The following is a 25,779-nucleotide window of genomic DNA, read 5'->3' on the forward strand; positions in this document are numbered from 1 at the left end:
TCTGCAAAGTTGCAGGCGCACCTGAAGTTTTTGTGCTTTTCCGGTTTTGTACAGCGATTTTTTATCCGGTTACAGACTTGGCAATTCAATAACAGCACGAATTCGGGGCGATGTTTCATTTTGCGGGCACCGTGCCCGTGCGTTTTTCGCATGACTCCCCTGTGACGCGCATGCACCAACACCGTTATGCATGCAAACCATCGGGCACCCCCCTCTCACCCGGTATTCCCCCCTGCGTCTGCCCATGAGTACCCCGCCTCGGTAGACCCGTTTCGGCCCAAAAACGAAGCTGAGCACTCACTCGCTTTCTTCAAACCACGCATCAGTTACCTTGTACTGGACAGTTCGGGTAGTACGTTTTCGAAATAACCTTGTCTGGATGTAACGTAGCCCAAAAGACCACACATTGGCCGAAGCAAAACTCCTAGGATCGGGTCAGGAAAAACACCAACAACAGATCCACAGGGCCAATTGAACGGGCGCTATTTTCGCTCATTCAATTAATTCCATCGTATTTCTTCGCCGGGTAATTACATGGAAATTCAAACTGTTTCGACAGTGCACAAAGAGGCTCCAGACCTGCTTCTGGCAGACCTCTTTGCAATGCGCATCGACCCGGCAGCCTCCCCCGCGCGCCACGCGGTTTCCCTGGCGCTCGAACCCCTGCTGGCCACCGGGCTGCTGCCCGACACCCTGTTCGCCGGTGCCTGGCTGCTGCTGCAGTCGCGCTGGCTCGGCGGCCTCTGGCCCGTGCTGCACGAGGCCGGCCGCGCCCACCGCGTGTCGACCACCGCCGCCTACGACGCCACTCGCGCCGCGGGCGACTGGCTGGCGGAGCTGGACGCGGCGCGCCGTGCCGCCCTGCCCTCCGCTGGCGAACACGACGCACGCCCGGTTGCTTCGCTCTGGCTGCGGGACGACATCGGCGCTGCATATACAGAGACAAAGCACGCAGGCCAGGCCGCACCGCTGCACCTGGGCTACGACGCCGCTCGCGCCTGCCTTCATATAGATGCGGCCGCCAGCCTGATGGACGCCGCCGCGGCCAACGCCCTGCTCGCCGCGCTGGCCGACACCGCCGCCGACCTGCTGGCGCGCCCCGACGCACCGCTGGGCGACATCCGCACGCTGCCGCGCGACCATGGCCAACAGCAGGTCGCCACCTGGAACACCGCGGTCTCACCGCTGGACCGTTCGCTCACCGTGCCAGGCGTGTTCGCCCGCCAGGCGCAAGCCACGCCCGATGCCATCGCCCTCGCCGAAGGTGACGCACGCATGAGCTACGCCGAGCTGGCCGCCCGGTCCGACGAGCTCGCCCACCGCCTGCAGCGCCTGGGCGTGCGCGCCGGCGACGCGGTGGGCATGCTGCTCGACCGCTCGATGGCCGCCATCGTCGCGCAGCTGGGCATCCTGAAGGCCGGCGCCGCCTACGTGCCGGTGCCCACCGATTTCCCGGCCGAGCGCATCGCCTACATGCTGGGCGAGGCTCGCGCGCACCACGTGCTGACCACGCAGGCGCATCACCACCTGGTGTCCACCGCACGCGGCGAACACGCCATTCTTCTGCTCGACGAGTACGCGGACAAGGCAGACCGCAGCGCTTGGAATTCCCCGGCCATCGACGGCGAATCGGTTGCGTACGTGATGTACACCTCGGGTTCGACGGGCACGCCCAAGGGCATCGAGATCGGTCACCGCGCCATCCTGCGGCTGGTGGTCGGCGTGGACTACGTCGCGCTGGCCCCGGGCCGCGCGATGCTGCATGCCGCGCCCCTGGGCTTCGACGCCGCCACGCTCGAGGTGTGGGGCCCGCTGCTCAACGGCGGCTGCTGCGTGGTGCATGAAGAACGCGTGCCCACCGGCCCCGGCCTGGCGCGCACCATCGCGCGGCACGACGTGCACACCGCCTGGCTCACCGCCGCGCTGTTCAACGCCGTGGTCGACGACGACCCGGCCCACCTGGCCGGCCTGCGCCACCTGTTCACCGGCGGCGAAGCGCTGTCGGTGCCGCACGTGCGCCGCGCCCAGGCCGCGCTGCCCGGCCTGGCGCTGAGCAACGGCTACGGCCCGACCGAGTGCACCACCTTCGCAGCCACGCACCGCATTCCCTCTCCCCTGCCGGACGACCTGCGCTCCGTGCCGCTGGGCCGCCCCATCAAGGACACCGTGCTGCGCGTGCTGAGCCCGTCGATGGCGCTGCTGCCCACCGGCTTCATCGGCGAGCTGTGCATCGGCGGCCACGGCCTGGCGCGCGGCTACCTGCGCCAGCCCGAACTCAGCGCCGAGCGCTTCGTGGCCGACCCGTTCGGCGGCGCGGACGATCGTCTCTACCGCACCGGCGACCTCGCGCGCTGGCTGCCCGACGGCACGCTCGAGTTCATCGGCCGGCGCGACGGCCAGGTCAAGATCCACGGCCACCGCATCGAGACCGGCGAAGTCGAGGCCGCCGTGCTGAGCCACCCCGCCATCCAGTCGTGCGCCGTGGTCGCGCGGCCCGACGGCAGCGGGCAGCTGCGGCTGGTTGCCTACCTCGTCGCACGCCCGGGCGCGCAGCAGGTGGCGTGGGACGCCCTGCGCGCGCACCTTGCAGCCCGCCTGCCCGCCGCCCTGGTGCCCACGGCCCAGGTGTGGCTCGCGCAGCTGCCCGTCACGCCCAACGGCAAGCTCGACCGCAAGGCGCTGCCGGAGCCCGCGAACGAGCGTCCCGACCTCGCGCAGCCTTTCGAAGAAGCGCAAGACGCCGTCGAGCAGCAGGTGTGCGAGGCCTTCGCGCGCGCCCTGCGCATCGACAAGGTCGGGCGCAACGACAACTTCTTCGACCTCGGCGGCGACTCGCTGCTGGTGCTGCAGGTGCTGGGCGACCTGCAGCGCGGCAGCAGCATGGCGCTGTCGACCAATCTTTTCTTCCGCAATCCCACGCCAAAAGCAATGGGTGCGCGGATGCAGGTGGCGGGCGACCCGTCCGCCACGGCCGCTGCGGTCGGCTCCCAAGCACGCCCGACCGCGGCGGCCCTTTTTGACAAGGCAGCGGCCGGGCCGGGCGCCGGGCTCGACGACGCCGTCGCGCTGGTGGGCACCGCCGGCCGCTTTCCCGGCGCCGCCGACGTGGAACAGTTCTGGGCCAACTTGGTGGCGGGCCGCGACACCATCAGCTTCTTCGACGACGCCACGCTGGACGCGGGCGTGAGCCAGGCGCTGCGCGACGACCCGCTGTACGTGCGCGCACGCGGCGTGATCGACGGCATCGAAGACTTCGACGCCGCTTTCTTCGGCATCAGCCCGAAAGAAGCGCAGCTGATGGACCCGCAGCAGCGCGTGTTCCTGGAGATCTGCTGGGAGTGCCTGGAGCGCGCCGGCTACGTGCCCGACGCCGCCCCCGGCCCGGTGGGCGTGTACGGCGGCATGTACAACGCCAGCTACTTCCAGCGCCATGTGTCCACCCGGCCCGACCTGGTGGAGAACGTGGGCGAGTTCCAGGTGATGCTGGCCAACGAGAAGGACTACATCACCACCCGCGTGGCCAACCGGCTCAACCTGACCGGCCCGGCCGTCAGCGTGCACACCGCCTGCTCGACCTCGCTGGTGGCCGTGGCCAACGCCTTCCATGCGCTGCGCACGGGCCAGTGCTACATGGCACTGGCCGGCGGTGCGTCGGTGACCTGCCCGCCGCGCAGCGGCTACCTCTACAACGAGGGCTCCATGCTCTCGCCCGACGGCCGCACGCGCAGCTTCGACGCGCAGGCCCAGGGCACCGTGTTCAGCGACGGCGCGGCCGTGGTGCTGCTCAAGCGCCTGGCCGACGCGCAGGCCGACGGCGACACCATCTACGCCGTGCTGCGCAGCGCCGCGGTGAACAACGACGGCGGCGCCAAGGCGAGCTTCACCGCGCCCAGCGTCGACGGCCAGGCCGCGGTGATTCGCGCCGCGCTGGCCGCCGCCGACATCGACGCGCGCAGCATCTCGTACGTGGAGGCGCACGGCACCGCCACGCCGATGGGCGACCCCATCGAGGTCGAGGCGCTGGCCGTGGCCTACGCGGAGCACACCGACGCGCTCGACTTCTGCACGCTGGGCTCGCTCAAGAGCAACGTCGGCCACATGGTCACGGCGGCCGGCGCGGCCGGCCTCATCAAGACCGCGCTGGCGCTGCACCACGAAGTGATTCCGCCGACGGTGCACTTCAACGCGCCGAACCCGGTGATCGACTTCGCGCGCACGCCCTTCCACGTGAGCAGCCAGCTGCAGCCATGGCCGCGCGCCGACCTGCCGCGCCGCGCGGGCGTCAGCTCTTTCGGCGTGGGCGGCACCAACGCGCACGTCATCGTCGAAGAAGCGCCGCCGCGCGCGGCCTCGCCGGTTGCCACGGGCGACCAGCTGCTGTCGCTGTCGGCGCGCTCGGAAGCCGCGCTCGCCGTCGCCACCGAGCAGCTCGCCGCGCACCTCGAAGCAACGCCCGGCCTGCCGCTGGCCGATGTCGCCTACACGCTCGCCGTGGGCCGCAAGGCGCACGCCTTCCGCCGCGTGGTGGTCGCCGGCGACACGGCCAGCGCCGTGGCCGCCCTGCGCGCCGCCGATTCGCCGTGGCGCGCCAGCTCGCGCACCGCGGCTCGCGCACCCCAGCTGGTGCTGATGTTCCCCGGCCAGGGCGCGCAGTACGCCGGCATGGGCAAGCAGCTGCACGCCGCCGACCCGGTGTTCGCCGCCGCCTTCGACGACTGCATGAACGCCTTCGAAGGCGCGGTCGATTTCGACCTGCGCGCGCGCATGTTCTCCGACGACCCGCAGTCGCTGGCGCCCACCGCAGCCACGCAGCCGGCGCTGTTCGCGCTCGAGTACGCGCTGGCGCGGCGCGTGCTGTCGCTGGGTGCGAAGCCGCAGGCGCTCATCGGCCACAGCGTGGGCGAGTTCGTCGCGGCCGTGCTGGCCGGCGTGATGCGCCTGGAAGACGCCGCGCAGCTCGTCGCCCGGCGTGGCGCGCTCATGCAGGCACAGCCGCCTGGCGCCATGCTGTCGGTGCGCCTGGGCGCGGCCGAGCTGCAAGGCCGGCTGGGCCCGCAGCTGTCGCTCGCCGCGGAAAACGGTCCCACCGCCTGCGTGGCTGCCGGCCCCTTCGAGGCCATTGCGGCGCTGCAGGCCGCGCTCGAAGCCGACGGCATTCCCAGCCGCGCGCTGCAGACCTCGCACGCCTTCCACTCGGCCATGATGGACGCGGCCGTCGCGCCCTTCGAGGCGCTGGTGAACGGCGTGGCGCTGCACGCGCCGCACACGCCCATCTTCTCGACCATGACCGGCCGCCTGCTCGAAGCAGCCGAAGCCACCAGCGCCACCTACTGGGCGCAGCACCTGCGCGGCACGGTGCATTTCTCGCCCGCGGTGCGCAGCGCCATGGCGCAGCTGGCCAACCCGCTCTTCGTGGAAGCCGGCCCGCGCAACATGCTCGCCACGCTGGTGCGCCAGCACGGCGCCACCGGCGTGGTGTCGCTGCTGCAGGGCGAGCCGGCCGGCGAGGCCCGCGCCCTGCACCTGTCGCTCGGGCGCCTGTGGACCCTCGGCGCCGACGTCGCCTTGCCGCGCCTGTGCGCGCGGCCTGGCGCGCAGCGCGTGCAACTGCCGACCACGCCGTTCGAGCGCAAGCGCTTCTGGGTCGATATCGCGGCCGTGCCGGCCGCAGCGGCTGTTGATGCGGCCGCGTCAGCCGCCATGGCTGACGTGGCTGTTCCCGCCGCCCCCTCTTTCACCGCGAGCGCGCCCGCCGCCGCCGCGCTCGCCGTTCCCGCTTCCCCCGCCTCTTCCGTTCCACCTACCCCATTGGAGCCGATCGTGACCGCTGCCACGCCTTCGCCACTTCCTCCTCCCGCTTCTTCCCTGGACGCGCGCCTTCGCACGCTGTTCGAGGACATCTCCGGCCTCGACATGGCGCAAGCCGAGGGGCATGCCGCCTTCGGCGAACTGGGGCTGGACTCGCTCACGCTCACCCAGGCCGCCACGCAGATCAAGAAGCACTTCAAGGTCGCCCTCAGCTTTCGCCAGCTGATGGAGAACTACCGCAGCTTCGATGCGCTCTCGGCCTTCCTGCGCGCCAGCCTGCCGGCCGAAGCTGCCGCAGCGGCGGCTCCCACTGTCGCTGCCGTGGCCGCGCCCGCCGCCCCGGCGCCAGTGGCCGCGCCCTCCGCCGTCGCGGTGCCGCAAGTCGCGCCGATGCAGCAGATGGCCATGCCCACATACGTGCCCATGCCCATGCAAGCCGGCATCGCGGGCGGCGCTCCGCTGAACCAGCTGATTTCGCAGCAGATGGAATTGATGCGCCAGCAGCTCGCGCTGCTGTCGGGCACCGCCCAGGCCGCGCCGATGATGACCTTGCAGCAGGTGCAGGCCGAGCCCGCGCCACAACCTGTGATGCAACCCGTGGTGCCGGCCGCGGCCGCCGCCGTGGCACCGGCCGCGTCCATCGAAGACGCCCAGCCCGCGGCGGGCACGACACCGGCCGAAGCCCCCGACACATCGAACGAACCCGTTCGCTACGACGTGAAGAAGGCCTTCGGCGCCATCGCCCGCATCCACACGCAGCGCACCAGCGAGCCCAGCGGCCGCCAGAAGGCGCGCCTGGCGGCCTTCATGCGCCGCTACGTGGAACGCACGCAGAAGAGCAAGCAGTTCACCGAAGCCAATCGCACTCACATGGCCGACCCGCGCGTGGTCAACGGCTTTCGCCCGGTCACCAAGGAGATCACGTACCAGATCGTCATCGAGCGCTCCAAGGGTTCGAAGATGTGGGACCTAGACGGCAACGAGTACGTCGACGCGCTCAACGGCTTCGGCATGAACATGTTCGGCTGGCAGCCCGACTTCGTGCAGGACGCGGTGCGCAAGCAGCTCGACGCCGGCTACGAGATCGGCCCGCAGCACCCGCTGGCGGCCGAGGTCACGGCGCTGGTGTGCGAGCTCACCGGCCACGACCGCGCCGGCCTGTGCAACACCGGCTCCGAGGCCGTGATGGCCGCGCTGCGCATCGCGCGCACCGTCACCGGGCGCAGCACGGTGGTGGTGTTCACCGGCTCCTACCACGGCACCTTCGACGAGGTGCTGGTGCGCGCCGGCAAGGCAGGCAAGGGCCTGTCGGCCGCGCCGGGCGTCATGAGCGGCATGTTCGGCGACATCCGCGTGCTCGACTACGGCACGCCCGAGGCGCTGGCCTTCATTCGCGAGAACGCCGACGACCTGGCCGCCGTGCTGGCCGAGCCGGTGCAAAGCCGCCGGCCCGACTTCCAGCCGCGCGAGTTCCTGCACGAGCTGCGCGCCATCACCGAGCAGAACGGCTGCGCGCTCATCTTCGACGAGGTCATCACCGGCTTTCGCGTGGGCCTGGGCGGCGCGCAAGAACTGTTCGGCGTGCGCGCCGACCTGGCCACCTACGGCAAGGTCATCGGCGGCGGCTTTCCGGTGGGCGTCATCGCGGGCAAGCGCGAGTTCATGGACGCGCTCGACGGCGGCCCCTGGCAGTACGGCGACGACTCCATTCCCGGCGTGGGCGTGACCTACTTCGCCGGCACCTTCGTGCGCCACCCGCTGGCGCTGGCCGCGGCCAAGGCCTCGCTGCTGCACCTGAAGGAAGCCGGGCCGGCCCTGCAGGCCGGGCTGAACGGCAGCACCGCCGCCATGGCCGCCGAACTGTCGGGCTGGTGCAGGGAGGTGGGCGCGCCCATCGAGATCCGCCACTTCTCGTCGCTGTGGCGCGTGAGCTGGCTGGAAGACCACCCGCTGCAGGACCTGCTGTTCGCCATGATGCGCAGCCGCGGCGTGCACATCCTGGACAACTTCCCGTGCTTCCTCACGAGCGCGCACAGCGCCGAGGACATCGCGTTCATCCAGAACGCCTTCAAGGAATCGGTGGCCGAGATGCAGGAGTCCGGCTTCCTGCCGCGCCGCGCCGCCGTGGTCACCGGTTTCGACGTGCGCAAGCCTGTGGAAGACGGTTCCGTGCTGGCGCGCGACATCGACGGCCAGCCCTTCTGGTACGTGCCGGACACCTCCTCCCCCAGTCACCACCTCCTCAACGGAAAGGCAGCAGCATGAACGCCGTTCTCAAACCCACCGCTGTCGGTGGCGTCCTCGAATGCATCGTTCCGACGACGGAATCGCAACGCGAAGTCTGGCTCGGCGCAACGCTGAGCACCGAGGCCTCCATGGCCTACAACGAATCGGTGCTGCTGCGCATGCGCGGCGCGCTCGACAGCGACGCGCTCTCGCGCGCCATGACGCAGCTGGTGGCACGCCACCAGTCACTGCGCGCGACCATCTCGCCCGACGGCACCTGCATGCTGGTGAGCCGCCCCGGCGACGACACGCTGGTGGTGGAAGACCTCAGCCGCCTGGCGCCCGAGGCCCGCGCGCAGGCCCTGCGCGAGGCGCACGACGCGGCCGTGTGCACTCCCTTCTCTCTGGAGCACGGTCCGCTGTTTCGCGCGGTGCTGTTCCGCCTGGGCGGTAGCGCAGACGACATGGCGCATGAACTGGTCATGTCCGCGCACCACGTGGTGTGCGACGGCTGGTCGTGGGCCGTCATTACCGAGCAGCTGGGCCACCTGTATGCGCTGGAAACCAGCGTGGGCCTGAAGCTGAAGCCGCCGACGCTGTTCGCCGAATTCGCCGCAGACGAAATCCTCGAGGCCACGCACCCCGACATGCAGGCCCACGTCGACTACTGGCTGGAGCGCTTCTCGGGCAGCAGCCTGCCCGTGCTGGAACTGCCGCTGGACCGCCCGCGCCCGGCCACGCGCACCTTCAACTCGCGCCGCGTCGAGCGCTTTCTCGACCGCCGCCTGGTCTCCGCCCTGCGCAGCGCCAGCGCCAAGGCCGGCGCCAGCCTGTTCACGGGCCTGCTCAGCGGCTTCGTCGCCACGCTGCACCGGCTCACCGGGCAAGACGACCTGGTGGTCGGCATTCCGGCATCGGGCCAGCTCGCACGCGACATGCCCGGCCTGGTGGGCCACTGCGTCAACCTGCTGCCGCTGCGCCTGGCCGCGAACCCCGAGATGCGTTTCGACGCGCTCATGGAAGAGTGCAACACCGTGGTGCTCGACGCCTTCGACCACCAGGCGCTCACCTATGGCGCGCTGCTGGGCAAGCTGTCGTTGCAGCGCGATGCGAGCCGGCTGCCGCTGGTGAGCGTGGCCTTCAACGTCGACCCCGACGTGGCGGCCAGCGCGCAGGCCTTCCCGGGCATCGACGTGGCGCAGGACTCCATTGCGCGCCAGTACGAGAACTTCGAGATCTTCCTCAACCTGCGCCCGCTCGACGGCGGCCTGCAGATCGAGGCGCAATACAACACCGACCTGTTCGACGAGGCCAGCGTGCTGCGCTGGCTCGACATGTTCGAGTGCGTGCTGCAGTCGGCCGCGCAAGACCCGGGCACGACGGTCGGCCGGCTCGAGGTGCTGTCGGCCGAAGGCGCCCGCGCGCTGCTGGCGCTGCAACCCGCGCGCGTGCCGCTGGAAGGCGAGCCGCTGGCGCATGCCGGCTTCCTGGCGCGCCTGCCGCGCCAGCCCAACCACCCCGCGGTGCGCGACGGCGCGCGCAGCTGCACCTACGCCGAGCTCGAAGCCCTGTCGAACCGGCTGGCGCACGCCCTGCGCGCACGCGGCGTGCGCCGTGGCCAGCACGTGGGCCTGTGCCTGGAACGCAGCATGGAAATGGTCGTGGCGATGCTGGGCATCCTGAAGGCGGGCGCCTCGTACGTGCCGCTGGACCCGGCGTTTCCGCAGGCCCGGCTGGACTACTACGCGAGCGACGCCAAGCTCAGCCTGCTGGTCACCTCGTCGGACATTGCCGCCGCCCCGCGCGACTGGCGCGCCGACGCCGGCGAACGCATCTTCGAGATCGACACCGACAGCGCGTGGCGCCAGGGTTCGGCCGAGCCCTTGGTGCCCAGCGCCGACGACGCGGGGCCCGACGATGCCTCCTACGTCATCTACACCTCGGGCTCGACCGGCAAGCCCAAGGGCGTCATCGCGCACCACCGCGGCGTGGCCCACCTGCTGCAGTGGATGCAGCGGCAGTCGGGCATCGGGCCTGACGACCGCATCGCGGCGGTGACCACGCTGTCTTTCGACATGGCCGTGCCCGACCTGCTGCTGCCGCTGGCCGCCGGTGCCGAGCTGATCATCGTGCAGCGCGACGTGGCCATGGACGGCAACCGCCTGTCGAAGACGCTGGACGACGAGAAGATCACGCTGCTGCAGGCCACCCCCGGCATGTGGCAGGTGCTGCTCGACGCGCAATGGCGCGGCGCCCCCGGCTTTCGCGGCTGGACCGGCGGCGAGGCCCTGCGCCCCAGCCTGGCGCTGGCCCTGTGCGAGCGAATGGAAGGCCTGTGGAACGGCTACGGCCCCACCGAGACCACCGTGTACTCCACCGCATGGCGCGTGCGGCCTGAAGAAATCGCCAGCCGCGGCGTGGCCATCGGGCAGCCGGTGGACAACACCGAGATCTGGATCCTGGACGCCAACCTGCAGCCCTGCCCCGTGGGCGTGCCCGGCGAGATCTGCATTGCCGGCGAAGGCGTGTCGCTGGGCTACCTCGACCGGCCCGAGCTCACGGCGGAACGCTTCGTCACGGCCCGCGTGCTGGGCACGCCGAAGAAGATGTACCGCTCCGGCGACCGCGGCCGCTGGCGCAACGACGGCCTGCTCGACCACATGGGCCGGCTCGACTTCCAGGTGAAGGTGCGGGGCTACCGCATCGAGCCCGGCGAGATCGAGGCGCGCTGCAACGAGCACCCCGGCGTGTCGCGCAGCGTGGTGGTGGCCCGCGAGGACCATCCGGGCGACGTGCGGCTGGTGGCCTACCTGGCGCTCACGCAGGGGGCCAGCTTCGACCTCGACGCGCTCATGCTGCACCTGCGCAAGCACCTGCCGGCCTTCATGCTGCCGCAGCACGTGGTCACGCTGCCCGCGCTGCCCAGCCTGGTCAACGGCAAGATCGACCGCGTCGCGCTGCCGCCGCCGCAGGCCGTGGCCCACAACGAGGTGCGCCGTGGCGCCGCCCCGCGCAACGAGCATGAACGCAAGGTGCTCGCCACCATGGAGAAGGTGCTGAGCCTGCCGGGGCTGGACATGCACGACGACTTCTTCACCATGGGCGGCCACTCGCTGCTGGCCGCGCGACTCACCACGCTGCTGAGCCGCGAGTTCCAGGTGACGCTGCCGCTGCGCTCGCTGTTCGAGGCGCCCACGGCCGAGAAGCTGGCCGTGGTCATCCAGGGCCTGCAGCACGCCGGCGTCGGGCTGGAAGCCCCCATCGGCCTGGCCGCCGTGCGCTCCAGCGCGCCGCTCACCATGCCGCAGGAACGCATCCGCTTCATGGAAGAGCTGCACCCCGGCCGCTCGGTGTACAACGCGCCCTCGGCGCAGCGCCTGACCGGTGCGCTGGACGCCCGCCGCTTCGAGGAAGCGCTGCGCGAAATGATTCGCCGCCAGCCCTCGCTGCGCACCCGCATCGGCAGCGATGCGAGCGGCAATCCACTGCAACTGATTTCGCAGTCCGTGGAATTCTCCCTGCCGATGGTCGACCTGCGCGGCCTGCCTGCCGACCAGCGCGAAGCCGAGCTGGCCGAGCGCATGCAGGAGCTGGCCGACCGCCCCATCGACATCCACCAGGCGCCGATGGCCAACGCCGCGCTCTACCAGCTGGACGACAACGAGCACGTGTTCATGTTCGTGCCGCACCACCTGGTGTGGGACGGCTGGTCTTTCGACCTGCTGCAGCGCGAACTGGCCGCGCTGTACGACGCGGCCGAGCGCGGCCGCCCGCACAGCCTACCGGCGCTCACCACCACCTACGGCGACTACGCCGACTGGCTCGCCGCGTGGATGGACAGCCCCGCCTGCGAAGCGCAGCTGGCCTTCTGGCGCCAGCGGCTCGAAGGCGCCAAGGCCGCGCGCATGCCGCGCACCGACATGCCGCGCCGCGCGGGCAAGAGCGGCCAGGGCGGCGCGCACTGGATCACCATCGACCTGCAGAGCACGCAGCGCCTGCGCGACATCGCCCGCGACATGGACGTGACGCTCAGCATGCTGACCTTCGGCGTGTACGCGCTGACCATGGCGCGCGTCATCGGCACCGACAGCATCGTCATCGCCAACCCGGTGCGCGGCCGCCAGCAGGCCGAGACGGAAGACGTGATGGGCTTCTTCAACAACGTGCTGCCGGTGTCGCTGGCGGTCGACCTGTCGAAGCCGCTGCCCGAGTTCATGCGCTACGTGAAGCAGGAACTGCTGTCGATGATGAACAACCAGCAGGTGCCCTTCGAGCGCCTGATGGCCGAGCCCGGCTACGCCAGCCAGATCAAGACCTCGGGCCCGTACCAGTCGATGTTCTCGTTCCAGGACGCCCGCGAGCGCTCGCGCGCCATCGGCAGCCTGCAGACGCGCCAGATGCACGTGATGCAGCACGGCGCCACCGACGACATCGGCGTGTGGCTGATGGACAAGCCCTTCGGCCTGGAAGGCGCGCTGATCTACAACGCCGACGTGTACCTGCGCGAGACCGGCGCGCAGCTGCGCGAGCGCTACCTCGAGGTGCTGCGCCGCGTGGCGCAAGACCCGCGCGCCACGCTGGCCGAGCTGGCCGACACCGAAGGCTCCACCAGCGCGGCCTACTTGCGCAAGCTGGCCGCGGTGGAGCCCGAGAAGGCACCGCTGGCCACCGCCGCGCAGGGCGAGGCGGTGAAGGCGCGGCAGATTCTGCTGAACCCCGAGCACGCGCCGCTGGCGCAGATCTGGGCCACGGTGATCGGCATCGACGTGGACGACATCCGCGCGAGCGACAACTTCTTCGACCTGGGCGGCGACTCGCTGCTGGTGCTGCGCGCGGTGCAGCAGGCCGCGCAAACGCTGGGCCACCGCGTGGAGCCGCGGCGCTACCTGTTCGAGAACCTCGGGCAGATCGCCTCGTCGGCACGCAGCGTGCCGGAGGGCGTGCCGTCGGACCTGGCCGAGCTCACCGCCGGCACGGCGGCCACCGCGCAGCGCGGCGGGCTGCTCAGCCGCACCTTCGGCAGCTGGCTGCGCAAGGGCTGAGACCATGAACAGCTCCGCCTACGCCCTTTCCATCGACGCGCCGATCTGCCGGTACGTCGACCTGGACAGCTTTACCGACCTGCTGCCCGCCCAGGTGCTGTCGGCGGAAGAGTGCACGCGTGCCGCGAGCTTCCGCTTTCCGGCCGACCGGCAGCGCTTCGTGGCCGCGCACATCGCGCTGCGCCAGGCGCTGGCCGAGTACACCGGCCTGCACCAGGCCGCGCTGCACCTGGCCACGGGCTCCTTCGGCAAGCCGTCGCTGTCGGGCCACACGCGCACCCAGTTCTCGCTGAGCCACAGCCAGGGGCTGGCGCTGATCGCCATCGGCGGGCGCGGCCCGCTGGGCGCCGACGTGGAGCAACTGCGCCCGATGCCCGACGCCGCCGCGCTCGCGGCCGAGCACTTCACCCGGCGCGAGCAGGAGGCGCTGGCGGCCACGCCCGCGCATGAACGCGACCGCGCCTTTCTCACCTGCTGGACGCGCAAGGAAGCCTGCCTGAAGGCCATCGGCGTGGGCCTGCTGCTGTCGCCGCAGAGCTTCGAGGTGGGCGTGGTGCCGGACTGCCGCAGCGTGGAGCTGTCGGTGGCGGGCCGCATCCTGTGGCTGGTGCTGCGCCCGGCGCCCGCGCGCATGGACTGCGTGGGTTCGCTGGCGGAATGGCGCCAGACCGAGGCGCGGGCAGGTGCTGGCCTAGCCAGTTCCGCAGTCAGCTCCACGGCCGCCGCGAACTCCCCTGGTGCTACCGGCGCCTTCGGTTCTTCGAGCCGCCTGGCGGAGGCCCACGCATGACGCACGCCCTGCCCCTGATGTTCGGCCCGGCCTCGCGCCAGGTGTTCGGTGTGTTCCACCCGGCCGAAGAGCGCCAGGGCCATGCCGAGAACACCGCGGTGCTGTTCTGCCCGCCCTTCGGGCAGGAAGGCCTGCGCACGCACCGCTTCTTCAAGGTGCTGGCCGAGCGCCTCGCGCGCTCGGGCATCGCCACGCTGCGCTTCGACTTCTACGGCTCGGGCGATTCGCCCGGCGACGAGAGCGAGGGCGAGCTCGACGGCTGGCGCCGCGACCTGTGCTCCGCGCACGAAGAGCTGCGCCGGCGCGCGCCGGGCGCCTCCATCGTGTGGATCGGCGCGCGCCTGGGCGCCACGCTGGCGGTGCTGGCCGCGCGCAGCGGGCGCTGCGACCCGGTGCGGCTGGTGCTGTGGGAGCCGGTGATCGACGGCAAGCGCTACGCCCGGTCGCTGCGCGAACAGCACGTGGCGGCCATCGACACCACCTTCTGCATTCCCGACCTGGCCTGGCGCCGCGGCCTGGCGCAACAGCCCGACGTGCTGCCCGAAGAGGCGCTGGGCACCACGCTGTCGGCCGCGCTGCGCGGCCAGCTCGCGGCGCTGGTGCCCGAGTCGCTGCCGCTCACGGCGCTGCACGACACCCTGGTGCTGGCCGGCCCCGACGACGAACACACCGCGCAGTGGGCCGCCGACCAGCAGTCGCGCCACATGCCGGTGCGCCTCGCGTACTTCAGCCACCAGCTCGACTGGACGTCCGACCCGTACCCCAACAGCGCCATGGTTCCGGCCGATGCGCTCAACCGCCTGCAGGGAGCTCTTCATGAATGACTCGAAACAGACCCCCGTGCGCTTCGGCCCCGGCGATGCGCTGATGGGCATGCTCACGGCACCCGCTGCTCGCCAGACACCCGGCGGCGTCGCCGTGCTGATGTTCAACATGGGCGCCAACCACCGCGTGGGCCCGCGCCGCATCAACGTGAAGCTGGCCCATGCGCTGGCCGCGCGCGGCATTCCCAGCATGCGCTTCGACCTGGGCGGCATCGGCGACAGCGACGCGCTGAACACCGCGCCCGACGTGCAGACCCGCGCCATGCACGCGCTGGAAGCCGCCATGGACATGGCCGAGCGCCAGCTGGGTGCGCGGCAGTTCGTGATCGTGGCGATGTGCTCCGGCGTGGAGCAGGCCATGGGCGTGGCCGCCGACGACGCGCGCGTGGTGGCGGTGTCGCTGTTCGACGGCTTCGCCTTTCCCGAGCGCCGCTCGCGCTGGGAACGCACCGTGCGCCGCGCGCTCGCCGCCCCCGCGCACCCGGCGTTTCCGGGCAAGGCCAAGCGCTGGCTGCAGCGCCACCTGCTCAAGAGCCATTCGACCAAGCCGCTGCCCGGCTTCTTCACCGAGAGCAAGCCGGCGGAAACCAACGCCGCCTGGTTCGGCGCCACGCTCAAGCGGCTGGTCGAACGCAAGGTGGCGGTGCAGCTGCTGTATTCGGGCTCGCTGCATGTGCGCGACCGCGGCCGCGACCAGCTCGGCCCCTTCGCCCGCGAACCCTATGCGCAGGCGCTGCACTACGAGTTCATGCGCGAGGTCGACCACACGGTGTGCACCGAGCGCGGCCAGCAGCTGTTCCTGCAGTGCGTGGGCGACTGGGTGACCGACCGCTGCTTCGGCGCCTCCACGGCGGCTGTCGAGGCGGTGGAACCAAGCGAAGCCGCCGAAACGGCCGAGCGGCGCACCCCCGCGCGCGCCACCACGAGCCCGGACCGCGGCATGCCCACCACCTGGGCGGCGCCATGAACCGCGCCCCGGCCCTGCCCTTCGTGCCCTCTTCCCGCAACCCGCCCCCCCACCGTCAACCGGCCGTCAAGGAGACCACCATGGAACGCCTCGATCGAGCGACGCAGTCACGAGACATGCGCCCCCTCTCCGCCAGCGCACAGGCCCAGGCGCGCATGCAGATGCGTGCCCGGGTGGAAGACAAGTTGCGATGGATGGGGCTGTCCCTGCTGCTGGCGCTGGGCCTGCTCGGGCTGTCGGGCTGCGCGCCGGGCTTCGGCACGCCGGGCGCGCTGGGCTTCACCCCCACCACGGGCGACAGCACGGCCTCGGCCGAGAGCGGCAAGATCATTCCGATCACGCCCGACCTGGTGCGCGCGCAGATGGCGCAGAAGCCCAAGGAAGTGTCCGCGGCCGTCAAGCGGCTGTTCACCGTGTCGCCGGTCTACACCATCGGGCCGGGCGACGTGGTCGGCATCATCGTCTACAACCGGCCCGAGCTGCTGCCCAACGCCGGCGCGGTGATCGCGCAGCAGTCGGACCCGACCGGCGTGAGCGTGGCGCCCGGCTTCATCGTCGGCGCCAACGGCGAGATCAGCTTTCCGTACATCGGCCGCGTCAGGCTGCAGGGGCTCACCGAAAGCGGCGCCTCGGAGCTGATCGAGCGGGCCATCAAGGAGTACGTGAAAGACCCGCAGGTCACGGTGCGCATCCAGTCGTTCCGCAGCCAGCGCGCCTACGTGCAGGGCGAAGTGCGCACGCCGGGGCTGCAGATCTTCACCGACATCCCGATGACGCTGTCGGAAGCCATCAGCCGCGCGGGCAGCTTCACCACCGCGGGCGACCGCTCGCGTGTGTCGCTCACCCGCGGCGGCGTGACCACGGTGGTCGACCTGCCGCTGCTGGAGTCGCAGGGCTTCGACGGCAACGGCATCGCGCTGCGCAACGGCGACATCATCAACGTCGGCTCCCGGGAAGACAGCCGCGTGTACGTGATGGGCGAGATCAGGGCGCCTTCGGCCCTGCAGATGCGCCTGAACGGCCGCCTGAGCCTGAACGAGGCGCTGGGCGATGCCGGCGGGCCCGACCTGCTGTCGTCCGACCCCGGCCAGATCTACGTGGTGCGCAACGCGCCGGGCAACCCCGACGTGCAGCAGATCTTCAACCTGAACGCGAAGAACCCGGTGGCGCTCGCGCTGGCCGACCGCTTCGAGCTGCTGCCGCGCGACGTGGTGTACGTCGACCACGTGCCGCTGGTGACGTGGAACCGCGTCATCAGCCTCATCCTGCCGGCCGCCCAGGTCGCCAACCTCAGCCGCGACACCGCCCGCCGGTGAAGCACCTTCCTGCTCATTTCAGCAACACGAAAAGGTGAACCCCATGAATGCGCGCTGGCAAGCTTCGCTCCCCGCACCCGCGTCCGCGTCCGCACCTGTTGCGGCCATCGAGGCCGGGTGGGTACGGGAATCCCGCTTCCAGGAGTACCTGGACATCCTCATCGACAGCCGCTGGCTCATTGCCTCCATCACGGCGCTGGCGCTGCTGCTGGGCGTGGGCTACGCGCTGTTCGGCCCGCGGGTGTACGAGGCCAACATCCTGATCCAGGTGGAAGACCCCGACCGCTCGGGCGGCAACTTTCCGGGTGATTCCACCGCGGCCGCGGGCATCGGCAACAAGACGCCGGTGTCCGGCGAGACCGAGATCCTGAAGTCGCGCATGGTGCTGGGCCAGGCGATGGAAGACACGCGCATGTTCATCAGCGCCAAGCCCAACTACATCCCGCTGGTGGGCGAGTTCCTGGCGCGCCATTCGAGCCAGCTCTCCACGCCCGGCATCCTGGGCGTGGGCAACTACGTGTCGGGCACCGAGCGCATCGCCGTCGCGCAGATGGACGTGCCGGCGGCCTTCGAGGGCAAGAAGTTCACCCTGGTGGCGGGCGACGGCGGCACCTACACGCTGACCAACCCCGGCCTCGAGGCACCGCTGAAAGGCACCGTGGGAGTGCCTCTGGACGCCGCCGTGCCCGGCGGCACCCTGCACCTGCTGGTGGGCTCGTTCGACGCGCAGCCCGGCGGCGCCTTCGAGCTGGTGCGCCAGTCGAAGCAGCTCACGCTGCTGGGACTGCAGAAAGACCTGCGCGTGGTCGAGAAGGGCAAGCAGTCGGGCGTGATGGACATCAGCCTGCAGGCCGAGAACCGCAACCAGCTGGCCGACGTGCTCAACGAGATCTCGCGCCTGTACGTGCGCCAGAACATCGACCAGAAGACCGTGCAGGCCGAGCGCGCCCTCGCCTTCCTGGGCACCGAGCTGCCCAAGTTCAAGTCGCAGCTGGAGCAGTCGGAAGACAGCTACAACCAGTACCGCAACCAGAACGGCACCATCAGCCTGGACGACGAGGCGCGCAACGCGCTGGCCCAGAGCGTCGACCTGCAGGCCAAGCTGCTGGACGCCAAGCAGAAGCGGCTCGACCTGATGGGCAACTTCACGGCCAAGCACCCGGCCGTGGTCACGCTGGACACGCAGATTTCCTCGCTGAAGAAAGAGCTCGGCGGCGTGGAAGGCCGCATCCGCCGCATGCCCATGATGCAGCAGAACTCGCTGCGCATGCAGCGCGACATCAAGGTCAACACCGACCTGTACGCCACCCTGCTGAACAGCTCGCTGCAGATGCGCCTGGCCAAGGAAGGCAAGGTCGCCAACGTGCGCGTGCTCGACCAGGCGCTGGTCGCGGAGAAGCCCGTGCGGCCCAAGCCGCTGATCGTGGTGGCGCTGTCGCTGGCGGCCGGCCTCTTTTTCGGCGGTGCCGCGGCCATGGCGCGCAAGAACCTGCGCCGCGCCATCGTCAGCCCCGAGCAGATCGAGGCCACCACCGGCCTGAACGTGTACAGCACCATCGCGCTGAGCACCCAGCAGCGCGTGCTCGACCGCGCCGTGCGCGCCGGCAAGCCCGGCGTGAAGGTGCTGGCCGCGCTGCACGTGGAAGACCCGGCGCTGGACGGCCTGCGCCGGCTGCGCACCGCGCTGAAGTACGTGATGCACACGGCGCCCAACAACCGCATCCTCATCGCCAGCGCCACGGCCGGCGCGGGCAAGACCTTCGTGTCGTCGAACTTCGCCACGCTGCTCGCGGCCTCGGGCAAGCGCGTGCTGCTGATCGACGCCGACATGCACCGCGGCAGCCTGAGCCAGGAGTTCGGCCTGCTGCGCAAGGACGGGCTGTCTGACGTGATCGCCGACGGCGTGCCGCTGGAGCAGGCCATTCACCACCACGTGCTGCCGCACCTGGATGTGATGAGTTCGGGCAAGCCGCATGCCGACCCGGCCGGGCTGATTGCCAGCGAGGTGTTCACGCACGCGCTGCAGACGCTGTCGGCCCGCTACGACGTGGTGATCGTCGATGCGCCGCCCACGCTGGTGGCCGCCGAGACCGCCGAGATGGCGCCCATCATGGGCACCCTGCTGCTGGTGGCGCGCGCCGACGCAAGCGAAATGGGCGAGCTGGTGGAAAGCGCCAAGCGGCTGGCCCATGTGGGCGCGGCCTTCCACGGCGTGGTGTTCAACGCCGTGGACACCACGCAGCGCCACTACCGCGGCTACAGCTACGGCTACAGCTATGCGCCCTCCCCCGCGCGCCGCGAGCCTTCCTACGCCATCGACACCGCCGACACCGTGATGCCCAAGCGCATCGAGCCGGAGCACGTGGCATGAACACGCTGCGATCGGACACCACCACGGCGCCGAGCACCGGCACCGGCACGGGCACCGGCAGCGGCGCTGCGCCGGGCGGCGCCGCCAACACGCCCGTGTACGGCCCCATCGGCGGCGCGCCCTGGCTGCGCCACGCCAAGCGCGCCATGGACATCGCCATGGCCGGGTCGTTCTTTTTGTTCTTCGGCTGGGCCTATGCGCTCATCTGGCTGGGCGTGCTGCTGACCTCGGGCGGCCCGGCCATCTACATGCAGCCGCGCTACGGCAAGGACGGCAAGGTCTTCAAGTTCTACAAGTTCCGCTCGATGGTGGCCGAGTCGGACGCCGTGCTCGCGCGCCACCTGCGCGAGAACGAGGCCGCGCGGCGCGAATGGGCCGTGTACCAGAAGCTGCAGAACGACCCGCGCATCACCCGCTTCGGCGCCATCCTGCGCAAGTACAGCATCGACGAGTTCCCGCAGTTCTGGAACGTGCTGAAGGGCGACATGAGCATGGTCGGCCCGCGCCCCTGCATGTTCACGCAGAAGGACCTGTACGGCGACTACTGGGGCCACTACTGCGCCGTGCGCCCGGGCATCACCGGCCTGTGGCAGATCAGCGGACGCAACGAGATCAGCTACCGCCGCCGCGCCGCCATGGACGCGGAGTACGTGGCAAGGCTGTCGCTGTGGGGCGACCTGGCGATCCTGCTGAAGACCTTCGGCGTGGTGACGGGTGCGCGCGGGTCGCGCTAGGCACGCCCCCACACCAGACCACTTCCACTCCTCATCGAAAGAACCTATGCGTATCTTTGTTGCGGGTCACCACGGCATGGTCGGCCAGGCGCTCACCCGGCGCCTGGGCGAGATGGGCCACGACGTGCTCACCCGGCGCCGCGCGGAACTCGACCTGCTCGACCAAGCCGCCGTGGCGCGCTTCTTCGCGAGCGAGGCGGTCGACCAGGTCTACCTGGCCGCGGCGCGCGTCGGCGGCATCCACGCCAACGCGACCTACCCGGCCCAGTTCATCTACGAGAACCTGATGATCGCGGCCAACGTGACGCACCAGGCCTTCCTGGCCGGCGTGAAGCGCATGCTGTTCCTGGGCTCCAGCTGCATCTACCCGCGGCTGGCCGCGCAACCCATGCGCGAAGAGGCCTTGCTCGGCGGCGAACTGGAGCCCACCAACGAGCCCTACGCCATCGCCAAGATCGCCGGGCTCAAGCTGTGCGAAAGCTACAACCGGCAGTACGGCGAGAGCCACGGCATCGACTACCGCAGCGTCATGCCGACCAACCTGTACGGCCCCGGCGACAACTACCACCCCGAAAACAGCCATGTGGTGCCGGCGCTGATCCAGCGCTTTCACCTGGCCCGCCTTGCCGGCGCGTCCAGCGTGTCCATCTGGGGCAGCGGGCAGGCGCGCCGCGAGTTCCTCTATGTCGACGACATGGCCGAAGGCTGCATCGACGTGATGAACCTGCCGCGCGCCGACTACCTGCAGCAGACGCAACCCATGCGCGGGCACATCAACCTGGGCACCGGCGAAGACGTGTCCATCGCCGAGCTGGCGGCGCTGGTGCGCGAGGTGGTCGGCTACGCCGGCGACATCGACTACGACCGTGCCAGGCCCGACGGCGCGCCGCGCAAGTTGCTGGACGTGTCGCGCGCCAACGCCCTCGGATGGCAGGCCCGCGTGTCGCTGGCCGAAGGACTTCGCCGCACCTACGCGGCCTTTCAGGCAACCCATGCCACCCCCGCCGCCGAACAGGCCAATGCGGTCACACCCCACACCACCCCCCATACCCAAGAGGTCGAACATGTCTAAGCGCGCACTCATCACCGGCATCACCGGCCAGGACGGCTCCTACCTGGCCGAACTGCTGATCGAGAAGGGCTACGAGGTGCACGGCATCAAGCGCCGCAGCTCGCAGTTCAACACCGGGCGCATCGACCACCTGTACTCCGACGTGCACTCCAAGGCCGAGCGCCACCTGCACCTGCACCACGGCGACCTGGCCGACGGCAGCGCGCTCACGCGGATCATGCAGGAGGTGCAGCCCGACGAGGTCTACAACCTGGGCGCGCAAAGCCACGTGGCGGTGAGCTTCGACAGCCCCGAGTACACCGCCGACATCAACGCGCTCGGCACGCTGCGCCTGCTCGAGGCCATCCGCCTGCTGGGCCTGCAGACGAAGACGCGCTTCTACCAGGCCAGCACCAGCGAGCTCTACGGGCTGGTGCAGGAGCCGCGCCAGAGCGAGACCACGCCCTTCTACCCGCGCAGCCCCTACGGCGTGGCCAAGCTCTACGCGTACTGGATCACCAAGAACTACCGCGAGGCCTACGGCTTCTACGCGTGCAACGGCATCCTGTTCAACCACGAGAGCCCGCGCCGCGGCGAGACCTTCGTCACGCGCAAGGTCACGCGCGGCCTCGCCAACGTGGCGCAGGGCCTGGAGCAGTGCCTGTTCCTGGGCAACATGAACGCGCTGCGCGACTGGGGCCACGCCCGCGACTACGTGCGCATGCAGTGGCTGATGCTGCAGCAACCTACCGCGGTCGACTACGTGATCGCCACCGGCGTGCAATACAGCATTCGCGATTTCGTCACGCGCGCCGCCGCGCGGCTCGGCATCTCGCTGGTGTTCGAGGGCAGCGGCGTGGACGAGGTGGCGGTGGTGACCGACGTGGTGGGCGACGACGCGCCGGCCGTGTGCCGCGGCGACGTGCTGGTGCGGGTGGACCCGCGCTACTTCCGCCCGTCGGAAGTGGAAACCCTGTGCGGCAACCCGACCAAGGCCTCCGACGACCTGGGCTGGGTGCCCGAGATCTCGCTCGACCAGATGGTTGCAGAGATGGTCGCCGGCGACCTCGAGCTCGCCAAGCGCCGCGCCCTGCTGCAGCGCCACGGCTACCTCACGCCGCAAAGCATCGAAGCCTGAACACGGCTTTGCACCGCACGCAACCCCACCCCTCCAGGCACACCATGAGAACCCTCTCCTTCTGGTCCGGCATCGTTTGCGCGCTGCTGTGCGGCCTGGTCGATCCGGTGTGGGGCTACGCGGCGGTGTTCGCGCTGTCGCTGGTCCAGCTGTCGATGCTCGGCGGCTCGGGCGGCAGCGTGTTCCTGCTGGTGCACTACGCCACGATCCTCACCTACTTCTCGCTGGCCCCGGCGATGCAGATCGCCTACGACGTGAGCTTCTGGGAGGCCGGCGTGCTCACCACGGCCTCGCACACGCAGGCGCTGGTGCTGCTGCTGCTGTACATGGCCGGCGTGGAGGCCGCGCGGCTGGGCGTGGCCGACGGGCCGGTGCACCTGCCCGGGCGCCACGACACCCACCTGGTGGGCGTGGCCCACCCGCTGCTGCTGTTGCTCAGCTGCTCGCTGGCGGCGTTCGCCACGCTGTTCATCCGGCCCGACCTGAACTTCGTGGCGCGCGGCATCGTGAGCGACGAGGAAGGCGTGCCGATCGACTTCATCTTCTATTCCACGCTGCCCAAGATGGTGGTGCTGCTGTGCTTCGTGGCGCTGGCCATCCACGCGGTGCGCAGCAAGACGCTGTGGGCCTGGTGCGCGGCGGGGCTGGCCGGCGTGCTGGCGGCCATCGCGGCCAACCCGGTGAACACGGCCCGCCAGATCCTGCTGATCGGGCTGCTGCCGCTGCTCATCCACGCCTTCGGGCGCGGCCGGCGCTGGGTGCTGGGCGCGGTGATCTTCGGCGCCATCGCCGGGCTGGGCCCGGTGCTGAACCTGATTTCCCGCGGCAGCTTCTGGGGCGAAGAGCTCACGACCTTTCCGTTCAGCCAGGACTTCGACGCGCAGTACGTGGTGGCCGGCATCCTCGAGCGCGCGCCCATTCCCGACCTGGGCTGGGGCCGCTACCTGCTGTCGGCGGTGTCGTTCTTCCTGCCGCGCGACCTGAAGATGTTTCCGGACTTCGACCCGCTGGGCTGGTCGGCCATCCTGGGCAACTTCTCGCAGAGCAACCTGTCGCTGCCGCCCTTCACCACGGCCTACTTCGACTTCGGCCTGGCCGGCCCGGCGCTGCTGGGGCTGGTGCTGTCGGCGGCCTTCCGGTGGGTGGACCGCGCCATCGACCCGAACCGCGCGCTGTCGGGCGGCTACCTGGCGGCGCTGGTGATGCTGGCCGCGTACGTGCCGTTCATGCGCGGGCCCATCCTGGGCTGGGGGCCGTTCGCCACGTCGGGGCTGATCGCCGCGCTGGTGGCCGGGGCGCTGTGCTCGCGCGCCCGCCGTGTCCGCCGCATTCACCTTGCGCAGCTGCAAGTCGTCCCTCGCGACCTGCCCCACGCCTGAGGCACACACCATGGCCACCTACCTGTACTACGACACCATCCGCCTGAACAAGGCCGCCGGCGGCGTGCTGAACGTGTCCGAGGTGCTGCTGCGCAACATGCGGCTGTCGCGCGACGACCGCATCGAGGCCGTCAGCGAGCGCCATCCGCGCGTGTATGCGCTGACGCAGCGCCTGCGCATGAGCCGCTTCGTGCTCGACACGCTGCTCTACAACTTCCATTTGCTGCGCACGCTGTTCACCGGGGAGCGCGTGCTGTCGATGTTCCCGAACTACTTCCTGCCGTTCGCGCTGTTCGGGCGTCACCGCGACTCGATCGTCATCGTGCACGACCTGCAGTACAAGGCCTACCCGCAGTACTTCAGCCGCCCCAAGCGCATGTTCCTGGACTGGAGCCTGTGGCGCGCGGCGCGCAGCGCGGCCGACGTGGTGTTCATCAGCAAGAGCAGCCAGAACGACTTCGAGCGCCACTTCGGCCGCTGCGCGCACGCGGCGGTGATCTTCAATCCGGTGGACGCGCCGCGTGCGGCGGCACCGGCCGAGGCATCGCTTTCCCCCCAAGGCGCACCGCCGCGCGAGCGCTACCTGATCGCCGCCTACCACTACTACCCGCACAAGAACTTCGGCGGCATCCTCGCGCTGTTCGAGCGCATGAAGCGCGCGGGGCTGGTCGATTTCCTGGACATCACCGGCAACGGCGCCGCCGACGTGGAGCGCATGGTGGCCGCGCTGGCCCCCGAGGTGCGCGGCTTCGTGCGGCACCGCGGGCTGGTGTCGCGCGAGGAGCTCATCCGCCTGTACATGGGCGCGACCGCGTTCATCTCGCTGTCGACCTTCGAGGGCTTCAACCTCTCGGCCGCCGAGGCCGCCACGCTGGGCGTGCCGCTGCTGCTGTCGGACATTCCGGTGCACCGCGAGCTGTTCGCGGGCTACGGCTTCTTCGTGGGCAGCGCGTCCAGCGACCCTTACCGCCTGGCCAAATACCTGGCGCGCCACGAGCGCACGCAACCGGCGTGGACGCTGGCCGCCACCTGCGCGCCGGCGGCCGTGGCCGGGCGCTACCTCACGCTGAAGCGCGGCGCGGTGTCGTTCACCAGGGCCCTGCCATGAAAACCGTGGTCGCCGTCGGCGTGCGCGTGGTGGCCGCGGTGCTCTTCGGGGCGGCGCTGGTGGCGGTGATCGCGCAGCCCAAGCCACAGGCCGCAGTACAGGCTGCAACGCAGAAGCCGGCGCAGCAAGCCCAGCAACCGCAGCAAATCCAGGCCGGCGAAAACGCCATGCCCGGCTTCGGCGTGATGGTGCATTACCTGCCCGACAAGCAGAGCATCCGCGAGATCAAGCGCTTCGACGTCGAGGCCTTCGCCAACCAGCTCGCGGACATGCGCGCGTCGCACCTCGTGCTCACGCTGGGGCAGAACAACGGGCAGTACATCGCGCCCAATTCCGCGCTCGAGGTGCTGTGCCCCGAAAGCGCCAAAAACCGCTCGCCGCGCGACCTGCCGCTGGAAATCGGCCAGGCCCTGCGCAGCCGCGGCATCGCGATGATCCTGTACCTGCCGTTTCGCGCGCCGCAGTCCGACCGCTACCTCATGGGCTGCCTGGGCGACGTGAACGAGCAGCAGCCGCCGCCGCAGAAGTTCGTCGCGGCCTGGGCCAGCGTGATCCGCGACTGGTCGGAGCACTACGGCCCGCTGGCCGCCGGCTGGTGGTTCGACGGCACCTACAACACCAAGGGCATCACCAGCGCCGGCTGGGACCAGCTGTGCGACGCCTCGCGCAGCGGCGCCGCCAACCGGCTGCTGGCCTTCAACGCCGGCGAGGGCCCGGAGCGCTTCGCCCTCAAGTCGGCGCCCTGCCAGAACCTGATGGCCGGCGAGTACATGGAGCCGCCAGAACGCCCGGTGGCCGCGCCGTCGGAGCTGATGTTCCACGTGCTCACGCCGCTCACCGCCACCTGGGGCCACGACGGGCCGCCGCGCTTCACGCCCGCGCAGCTGCGCAACTGGATGTCCGAGGCGGCCACCGCGCGCGGCCTGTTCACGCTGGAAATGCCCATCGACGCCACCGGCCGCTTCCTGCCGTCGCAGGTCGCGCTGGTGCGCGGCGTGACGGCGCGCAAGCCCTGAGCACCGAAC

13 protein-coding genes are annotated in these 25,779 nt (G+C 70.3%); all 13 read left to right on the forward strand.

Translation table 11 applies throughout. The features are described 5' to 3' along the window. Window positions 1-534 precede the first annotated feature (534 nt). The 13 genes from QTI51_RS08405 to QTI51_RS08465 all read left to right on the forward strand — a co-directional run bounded on the left by QTI51_RS08405 (window position 535) and on the right by QTI51_RS08465 (window position 25,770). Entirely contained in the window at window positions 535-8,073 is a 7,539-nt protein-coding gene (locus QTI51_RS08405) for a polyketide synthase (protein WP_116907734.1), read from the forward strand. After that, window positions 8,070-13,076, forward strand: coding sequence for a non-ribosomal peptide synthetase (locus QTI51_RS08410; RefSeq protein ID WP_286515963.1), 5,007 nt, complete (start codon window positions 8,070-8,072; stop codon window positions 13,074-13,076). The genes QTI51_RS08405 and QTI51_RS08410 overlap by 4 nt, the downstream gene beginning before the upstream one ends. A gap of 4 nt (window positions 13,077-13,080) precedes the next feature. Then, window positions 13,081-13,866: a 4'-phosphopantetheinyl transferase family protein gene (locus QTI51_RS08415; protein WP_116907732.1), complete on the forward strand. Its 786-nt coding sequence runs from the start codon at window positions 13,081-13,083 to the stop codon at window positions 13,864-13,866. Further along, window positions 13,863-14,690: a serine aminopeptidase domain-containing protein gene (locus tag QTI51_RS08420; RefSeq protein WP_116907731.1), complete on the forward strand. Its 828-nt coding sequence runs from the start codon at window positions 13,863-13,865 to the stop codon at window positions 14,688-14,690. Before QTI51_RS08415 ends, QTI51_RS08420 begins: the two co-directional genes overlap by 4 nt. After that, the gene (locus QTI51_RS08425; protein ID WP_116907730.1) at window positions 14,683-15,657 is read left to right on the forward strand and encodes an alpha/beta hydrolase family protein; all 975 of its coding nucleotides are present in this window, start codon (window positions 14,683-14,685) and stop codon (window positions 15,655-15,657) included. Before QTI51_RS08420 ends, QTI51_RS08425 begins: the two co-directional genes overlap by 8 nt. A gap of 116 nt (window positions 15,658-15,773) precedes the next feature. Next, window positions 15,774-16,973, forward strand: coding sequence for a polysaccharide biosynthesis/export family protein (locus tag QTI51_RS08430; RefSeq protein ID WP_503011487.1), 1,200 nt, complete (start codon window positions 15,774-15,776; stop codon window positions 16,971-16,973). Window positions 16,974-17,016: 43 nt separating this feature from the next. Beyond that, window positions 17,017-19,344, forward strand: a complete 2,328-nt coding sequence (locus QTI51_RS08435) for a polysaccharide biosynthesis tyrosine autokinase (protein ID WP_286515962.1) — start codon at window positions 17,017-17,019, stop codon at window positions 19,342-19,344. Then, complete coding sequence (locus tag QTI51_RS08440; RefSeq protein ID WP_116907728.1) at window positions 19,341-20,078, forward strand: sugar transferase; 738 nt, start codon at window positions 19,341-19,343, stop codon at window positions 20,076-20,078. The genes QTI51_RS08435 and QTI51_RS08440 overlap by 4 nt, the downstream gene beginning before the upstream one ends. A 46-nt stretch (window positions 20,079-20,124) precedes the next feature. Further along, window positions 20,125-21,150, forward strand: a complete 1,026-nt coding sequence (locus QTI51_RS08445; protein ID WP_116907727.1) for a GDP-L-fucose synthase family protein — start codon at window positions 20,125-20,127, stop codon at window positions 21,148-21,150. Next, a complete protein-coding gene (gene gmd, locus QTI51_RS08450) occupies window positions 21,143-22,267 on the forward strand; it encodes a GDP-mannose 4,6-dehydratase (RefSeq protein WP_116907726.1) in 1,125 nt (374 codons plus the stop codon). Before QTI51_RS08445 ends, gmd begins: the two co-directional genes overlap by 8 nt. A 44-nt stretch (window positions 22,268-22,311) precedes the next feature. After that, window positions 22,312-23,646, forward strand: a complete 1,335-nt coding sequence (locus QTI51_RS08455) for a hypothetical protein (protein ID WP_116907725.1) — start codon at window positions 22,312-22,314, stop codon at window positions 23,644-23,646. Window positions 23,647-23,656: 10 nt separating this feature from the next. Then, window positions 23,657-24,754, forward strand: coding sequence for a glycosyltransferase (locus QTI51_RS08460; protein ID WP_116907724.1), 1,098 nt, complete (start codon window positions 23,657-23,659; stop codon window positions 24,752-24,754). Further along, window positions 24,751-25,770 (forward strand): hypothetical protein, encoded by a 1,020-nt coding sequence (locus tag QTI51_RS08465; RefSeq protein ID WP_116907723.1) that lies wholly within the window; start codon window positions 24,751-24,753, stop codon window positions 25,768-25,770. Before QTI51_RS08460 ends, QTI51_RS08465 begins: the two co-directional genes overlap by 4 nt. The last annotated feature ends 9 nt before the right edge of the window (window positions 25,771-25,779 follow it).

Origin of the sequence: Variovorax sp. J22G73 (assembly GCF_030317035.1) — a bacterium.
Taxonomy (GTDB): domain Bacteria; phylum Pseudomonadota; class Gammaproteobacteria; order Burkholderiales; family Burkholderiaceae_C; genus Variovorax.